This window comes from uncultured Microbacterium sp. (assembly GCF_945952435.1).
Taxonomy (GTDB): domain Bacteria; phylum Actinomycetota; class Actinomycetes; order Actinomycetales; family Microbacteriaceae; genus Microbacterium.
In genome coordinates, this window is record NZ_CAMFHZ010000013.1 from 93,211 (window position 1) to 99,600 (window position 6,390).

Annotated in this window: 8 protein-coding genes; 6 read left to right on the plus strand and 2 right to left on the minus strand. The window is 70.5% G+C overall.

The features are described from left to right. The first annotated feature begins 35 nt into the window (after positions 1 to 35). Positions 36 to 1,064 carry a class II fructose-bisphosphate aldolase gene (gene fbaA, locus Q0P88_RS08850; RefSeq protein WP_295013201.1) on the plus strand — a complete coding sequence of 343 codons (1,029 nt, stop codon included), beginning with the start codon at positions 36 to 38 and terminating at the stop codon, positions 1,062 to 1,064. An 86-nt stretch (positions 1,065 to 1,150) separates the two neighbouring features. On the opposite strand, the gene Q0P88_RS08855 is transcribed toward fbaA, so the two are convergent. Both Q0P88_RS08855 and Q0P88_RS08860 read right to left on the minus strand, forming a co-directional pair. Then, positions 1,151 to 1,762 (minus strand): DUF6264 family protein, encoded by a 612-nt coding sequence (locus Q0P88_RS08855; protein WP_295013203.1) that lies wholly within the window; start codon positions 1,760 to 1,762, stop codon positions 1,151 to 1,153. Next, positions 1,759 to 2,799 carry a 4-hydroxy-3-methylbut-2-enyl diphosphate reductase gene (locus tag Q0P88_RS08860; protein WP_295013222.1) on the minus strand — a complete coding sequence of 347 codons (1,041 nt, stop codon included), beginning with the start codon at positions 2,797 to 2,799 and terminating at the stop codon, positions 1,759 to 1,761. The genes Q0P88_RS08855 and Q0P88_RS08860 overlap by 4 nt, the downstream gene beginning before the upstream one ends. Positions 2,800 to 3,001: 202 nt before the next feature. On the opposite strand from Q0P88_RS08860, the gene xseA reads away from it, so the two are divergent. From xseA to Q0P88_RS08885, 5 genes are all read left to right on the plus strand, one after another. After that, positions 3,002 to 4,318 (plus strand): exodeoxyribonuclease VII large subunit, encoded by a 1,317-nt coding sequence (xseA, locus tag Q0P88_RS08865; protein WP_295013205.1) that lies wholly within the window; start codon positions 3,002 to 3,004, stop codon positions 4,316 to 4,318. Positions 4,319 to 4,333: 15 nt separating this feature from the next. Next, positions 4,334 to 4,609 carry an exodeoxyribonuclease VII small subunit gene (locus Q0P88_RS08870; protein ID WP_295013224.1) on the plus strand — a complete coding sequence of 92 codons (276 nt, stop codon included), beginning with the start codon at positions 4,334 to 4,336 and terminating at the stop codon, positions 4,607 to 4,609. Then, on the plus strand, positions 4,606 to 5,259 hold the full coding sequence (locus Q0P88_RS08875; RefSeq protein ID WP_295013207.1) for a DUF4245 family protein: 654 nt from the start codon (positions 4,606 to 4,608) through the stop codon (positions 5,257 to 5,259). Before Q0P88_RS08870 ends, Q0P88_RS08875 begins: the two co-directional genes overlap by 4 nt. Continuing rightward, entirely contained in the window at positions 5,256 to 5,915 is a 660-nt protein-coding gene (locus Q0P88_RS08880; protein ID WP_295013210.1) for a carbonic anhydrase, read from the plus strand. Before Q0P88_RS08875 ends, Q0P88_RS08880 begins: the two co-directional genes overlap by 4 nt. 39 nt (positions 5,916 to 5,954) lie before the next feature. Next, positions 5,955 to 6,390 (plus strand): lyase family protein (locus Q0P88_RS08885; protein ID WP_295013212.1); only part of this gene is annotated, 436 nt, incomplete at its 3' end.

The following is a 6,390-nucleotide window of genomic DNA, read 5'->3' on the forward strand; positions in this document are numbered from 1 at the left end:
GGCCGTGACCCCCGTCGTCCAGCACAGGAGATGCCATGCCCGTTGCCACCCCGGATCAGTACGCCGAGATGCTCGACCGCGCGAAGGCGGGCGGGTTCGCCTACCCCGCGTTCAACGTCTCCAGCTCGCAGACCATCAACGCCGTGCTGCAGGGACTGACCGAGGCCGGGTCCGACGGCATCATCCAGGTCACCACGGGCGGCGCCGACTACTTCGCCGGGCAGAGCGTCAAGGCGCGCGCCACCGGTGCGCTCGCCTTCGCCCGCTTCGCCACCGAGGTCGCCAAGTCGTACCCGATCACGGTCGCGCTGCACACCGACCACTGCCCGAAGGACGCGCTCGCCGGTTTCGTCGAGCCGCTCATCGCGGCGAGCGAAGAAGAGGTCCGTGCGGGACGCAACCCGATCTTCCAGTCGCACATGTGGGACGGATCGGCCGTGCCGCTCGCGGAGAACATCGAGATCGCCAAGGATCTCCTGCCCCGCATGAAGAACATCAACGCGATCCTCGAGGTCGAGATCGGCGTGGTCGGCGGCGAGGAGGACGGTGTCCAGCACGAGGGCTCGAACGAGGCGCTCTACACGACCTTCGCCGACGTCGATCAGGCCGTGCAGGCCCTGGGCCTCGGCGAGCAGGGACGCTACATCGCGGCGCTGACCTTCGGCAACGTGCACGGCGTCTACAAGCCCGGCGGCGTCAAGCTGCGCCCCGAGCTCCTCGGCGAGATCCAGGCCGAGGTCGCGGCCAAGTACGGCACCGGCCCCAAGCCGCTCGACCTCGTCTTCCACGGCGGATCCGGATCGTCCGATGCCGAGATCGCGCTCGCCGTCGCGAACGGCGTCGTCAAGATGAACATCGACACCGACACGCAGTACGCCTTCACGCGTTCCGTCGCCGGGTACATGTTCTCGAACTACGACGGCGTGCTCAAGGTGGACGGCGAGGTCGGCAACAAGAAGGTCTACGACCCGCGCGCCTGGGGCAAGGTCGCCGAGACCGCGATGGCGCAGCGCGTCATCGAGTCGACCCGGCAGCTCGGATCCTACGGTCAGTCGAAGAGCTGATCCCGCCCGGTCATGAGGAACGCCCCGTCCGATCGGACGGGGCGTTCCTCATGACCGGGCGCCTTCCGTGGCTCCCATCCCGACACTCACGGCTTCGTGGTCGTGAGTCCCTGGATGTACGAGACCACGGCCGGGTCGCTGTAGAACGCGACCAGGATGCAGATCGAGGACAGCGTGACGAAGACGGCGCCTCCGAGCACCGGGACCCACCAGGTGCGCTTGCCTCGACGCAGCCGCAGCACGGTCCAGGCGGCGGTGAGCGTCCAGCCCACGATGAGGATCACCGCGGCGACGATGCCGAGCACCTTGGCCTGCCCGTAGTTCGTGAAAGTTCCGCTGACGCCCAGCATCTGCATCATGGTGCCGATGAGGGTGGAGGGATCGAGGAACGTGATCACCGAGGTGATCACGTTCCAGAGCCCGTAGGCGAGCAGCGCGAGGGCGGCGATGCGGTCGATCGGATGCGCCGGCGTCACCGCTCCGGCGGTCGACGCAGGGGTATTCGCGGAGGGCGCGCCGGGACGCGGCGGAAGCGCGTGCGACGCCGCCGCGTGGGGCGAGATCGCGGGCGGCGCCAGTCCCGGGGGGACGGGAGCCGCTTCCCGGCCGGAGCGGCGCAGCTGCTCCTCGGTCGTCGCATACTCGCCGTACTGCGGGCGCGGGCGTGACGGCTCCGCGGATCCGCCCTGCTCGGTCATCGGGCCGTCCGTCCGCCGAGCGCCCTCTCGTCCCGGCGTCCCGCGACGTCCTGGCGCAGCTCCTTCGGCAGCGAGAACATGAGGTCCTCCTCGGCGGTGCGCACCTCCTCGACGTCGCCGTAGCCGGCCTCGGCGAGCGCGGCGAGCACTTCCTCGACGAGCACCTCGGGCACCGACGCACCGCTGGTGACGCCGACCGTCGACACGCCGTCGAGCCAGTCCTGGCGGATCTCCTCGGCGTAGTCGACCCGGTAGGCGGCCTTCGCGCCGTACTCGCGCGCCACTTCGACGAGCCGCACGCTGTTGGACGAGTTCGCCGATCCGACGACGATCACCAGGTCTGCATCGTGCGCCACCTTCTTGATCGCGACCTGGCGGTTCTGCGTCGCGTAGCAGATGTCGTCGGACGGCGGATCCTGCAGCTCGGGGAACCGGGTCCGCAGCCGGTTCACGGTCTCCATGGTCTCGTCCACGCTGAGCGTGGTCTGCGAGAGCCAGACCACCTTCGACGGGTCGCGCACCTCGACGAGGTCCGCCTCGTCCGGGGAGTTCACGACCGTGACATGGTTCGGGGCCTCCCCCGCCGTGCCCTCGACCTCTTCGTGACCGTCATGGCCGATGAGCAGGATCTCGAAGTCATCGCGGGCGAAGCGCACGGCCTCGCGATGCACCTTCGTGACGAGCGGGCAGGTCGCGTCGATCGCGTGCAGATGCCGGTCCTCCGCCGCGGAGACGACCATCGGCGAGACGCCGTGCGCGCTGAAGACGACGTGCGAGCCCTCGGGGATCTCGTCCACCTCGTCGACGAAGATCGCGCCCTGCGCTTCGAGCTCGGTGACGACGTGGATGTTGTGCACGATCTGCTTGCGCACGTACACGGGGGCGCCGTAGCGCTGCAGGGCCTTCTCGACGGCGACGACCGCGCGGTCGACCCCGGCGCAGTATCCACGCGGAGCAGCAAGCAGCACCCGCTTGGCCCCGTCGACCGGGCGGTCCTGAAGGGGCTCGCGGACGCCCTCGGGGCGACGGCGAGGGATCTGCGGCACAGGCAGCGCAACGGGGGAACTCACCCCCCGAGTCTATCCGTGACCTCCTGGCAGAAGGCCGGGACGGACGCCGCGCAGGCCGGTGTCCCGAGGGGCGTCCCGAGGGGCGTCGGCGGTCCGCGTTATCCTGTTCCGGCCCGCTCGCTGCGGCGGGTGGCCGCGACGACGAGCGCGGCCCGAACGACAGGATGCGATGACCGTCTTCGAAGCCGCCACGGGCCCCGGCGAGGCTCCGCCCGCCGACGCGGTGTCGCCGCGCGATTCCTCGGCTGAGGCACCGACCTCGATCGCACGCCTCAATGCGACCATCCGGGACTTCGTCGCCCAATGGGGAACGGTGTGGGTCGAAGGCGAGATCACGAGCTGGAACGTCCGTGCCGGCAACGTGTTCGCGCGCCTCAAGGACACCCGATCCGACGCGCAGATCTCGATCAGGGTCTGGTCGAGCGTGCGCGCGCGGATCCCCTCCGACCTGACGGTGGGCGACCACGTGGTGGCCGCCGTCAAGGCCGACTACTTCGTCAAGGCGGGCGACTTCGGCTTCACCGTGTCGGCGATGAAGCACGTCGGACTCGGCGATCAGCTCGAACGTCTCGAGCGGTTGCGCGCCCAGTTGCGCCAGGAGGGGCTCTTCGATCCCGCACGGAAGAAGCGGCTGCCGTTCCTTCCGCACGTGATCGGGCTCATCACAGGGGAGAACTCGGACGCGGAGAAGGACGTGCATCGCAATGCCGAGCTGCGCTGGCCGCAGGTGCGCTTCCGCACCGTGCACGCGGCCGTGCAGGGCGACCGCTGCGTGCCGGAGACGCTCGCCGCCCTGCGCACGCTGGACGCGGATCCGGACGTCGACGTCATCGTGATCGCGCGCGGCGGCGGCGATCCGCAGACCCTCCTCGGCTTCAGCGACGAGCGCCTGGTGCGGGCGGTCGCGGCCGCCGTCACGCCCGTCGTCAGCGCGATCGGGCACGAGAACGACCACCCGCTGCTGGACGACGTCGCCGATCTGCGGGCGTCGACCCCGACCGACGCGGCGAAGCGGGTCGTTCCGGACGTCGGCGAGCAGCGAGCGGTCATCGGGCAGCTGCGCGCCCGCGCGACGATGCGCGTCTCGCAGCGGGTCGCCCACGACATCGCCCAGCTGGAGCAACTGCGTTCGCGTCCGGTGCTGAAGGATCCGGATCCGCTCGTCGAGCGCCGTGCGCAGGAGGTCTGGCTGCTCCTCGCGCGGTCCCGCGACGCCCTCACGCGCAGCGTGGACGTCGCCGGGCGGCGGACGGCGGAACTGCGCGCCTCGCTGCGCGCCCTCTCTCCGGCCGCGACGCTGGCCCGCGGCTACGCGATCGCGCATCGGGACGACGGCGTGATCGTGCGCGACGCCGCCGACGCCCCGGCCGGGACCGCGCTGACCGTGACGGTTCGGCGAGGGTCTATGCGGGCGACGTCCGACGGCGAGGTCGCGGAGGACGCCGGAGACGAAGGATCGACCGAGGCGCCCGGTCCTCGCCGGTAGGATGAAGGAGTGACCGTGTCGAACGAGCCGTCCGCTTCCGGAGGCGTCTCCGTCCCCGGTTCCGCCGATCCCGCGATCGCCGAGCTCAGCTTCGAGCGGGCCAGGGACGAACTCGTCCGCGTGGTGGCGGAGCTCGAGCAGGGCGCGCCGACACTCGAGCAGTCGCTGAGCCTGTGGGAGCGCGGCGAGGCCCTCGCCGCCCGCTGCGAGGAATGGCTGCTCGGCGCCAAGCGCCGGCTGGACGCGGCGCGCACCGCGGCTGAGGGATCCCCCGAGGGGACGCAGCGATGAGCCGCGCACCGAAGCAGCCGCCCATCGTCGCCGAGCTCGGCCGCGCGGAGACCGCGCAGGAGACCGCGGACCGGAAGGCGGCCTTCTCGGCCGCGTACCGCTCCAGCCAGACCTTCCGCGGGCTCGTCGCCGCGATCATCGCGACTGTCGGCGTCGTGCTGCTCATCGTGCTGATCGTGCCCCGCGGCAACTTCGACGGCAGCGGTGAAGTGGATCTCGGGACCGCGGCCAAGAACGCGCAGAGTTCGTTGAACAGGCCCGTCCTCGTCCCCACGATCCCGTCGAACTGGCGTGTGAACAAGGCCGTGCTCGTCGACGGCAAGCCGACCGTCTGGGACATCACGGTCGCCCCGAAAGCCCAGAACGCCCGCGGCTACGCCCACATCGCGCAGGCGTTCGACGCCGATGCGGACTGGGCGCTCACGCCCTTGCGCGGCACCGCGCCGAAGGGGACCGTGAGCATCGGCGGTCGCACGTGGGACCAGTACTCGATCGCAAACCCCAGCCAGTCCGGCAACGTCACCGATGCGCTGGGCGCACAGGTCGGATCCGACTACATCCTCGTCTACGGCGCCCTCGGCAAGGCCCAGACGGCCGAGCTCGTCGCGAAGATCAGCCCGCAGATCGACAAACTCGAAGGACAACGATGACCGCTCCCGCACCGCGCTCGCTCACCCCGGACGAGGCATGGGCCCTCATGCAGGAGGGCAACCGCCGGTTCGTGGCGGGCGAGCCGCAGCACCCCAATCAGAACGTCGACAAGCGGCACGAGCTCACCGCCGGTCAGGCGCCGCTCGCGACGCTGTTCGGCTGCTCCGATTCGCGCCTGGCCGCGGAGATCATCTTCGACAAGGGCCTCGGCGACCTGTTCGTCGTGCGCAACGCGGGGCAGGTGCTCGGCGAGTCGATCGTCGCGAGCCTCGAATACGCCGTGCACGTGCTCGGCGTGCCTCTCATCGTCGTGCTCGCGCATGACAGCTGCGGCGCGGTCCGCGCGGCGATCGACGGCACCGCGATCGACGCGGCTCCGCTCCCGCCGCACATCTGGCGTCTGATCGCGCCGATCGTGCCCGCCGCGCGCAAGGTCGTGGCCGAGCAGGGCGTCTCCGCCGTCGACGACATCGACGCCGAGCTCGTGGGGCGTGAGCACCTGCGCAACACGGTGCAGGATCTGCTGCAGTCGTCCGAGCTCATCAACGCGGCCGTCGCCGAGGGCCGGCTGGGCATCGTCGGCGCCAACTATCGTCTCGGCGAGGGCACCGCGGTGCCTGTCGTCACCGTGGGCCTCAGCGACGCCCACGCCTGAACATCCCCCCTCATCCACCGTCGCATCTGGAGGAAAGCAGTGACCGACACCGAGCAGTACCGCATCGAGCACGACACCATGGGAGAGGTGCGGGTGCCCGTGAACGCGCTGTACGGCGCGCAGACGCAGCGCGCCGTGGAGAACTTCCCGATCTCGGGCAAGGGACTGGAGTCCACTCAGATCGCGGCGCTGGCCCGCATCAAGAAGGCCGCGGCACTCGCGAACAAGGACCTCGGCACGCTCGACGGCGCGATCGCGGACGCGATCGCCCAGGCCGCGGACGAGGTCGCCTCGGGCGCGCACGACGGCGAGTTCCCGGTCGACACGTACCAGACCGGATCCGGCACCAGCTCGAACATGAACATGAACGAGGTGCTGGCGACGCTCGCGACCCGGATCCTCGGTGGGACCGTGCACCCCAACGACCACGTCAACGCGTCGCAGTCCTCGAACGACGTCTTCCCCACCTCGGTGC

What these genes read in the sequence shown, in the direction of transcription:
- Q0P88_RS08875 (WP_295013207.1), top strand. Translation starts at nt 4,606, where the DNA reads ATGAGCCGCGCACCGAAGCAGCCGCCCATCGTCGCCGAGCTCGGCCGC.
- fbaA (WP_295013201.1), top strand. Translation starts at nt 36, where the DNA reads ATGCCCGTTGCCACCCCGGATCAGTACGCCGAGATGCTCGACCGCGCG.
- xseA (WP_295013205.1), top strand. Translation starts at nt 3,002, where the DNA reads ATGACCGTCTTCGAAGCCGCCACGGGCCCCGGCGAGGCTCCGCCCGCC.
- Q0P88_RS08880 (WP_295013210.1), top strand. Translation starts at nt 5,256, where the DNA reads ATGACCGCTCCCGCACCGCGCTCGCTCACCCCGGACGAGGCATGGGCC.
- Q0P88_RS08855 (WP_295013203.1), bottom strand. Translation starts at nt 1,762, where the DNA reads ATGACCGAGCAGGGCGGATCCGCGGAGCCGTCACGCCCGCGCCCGCAG.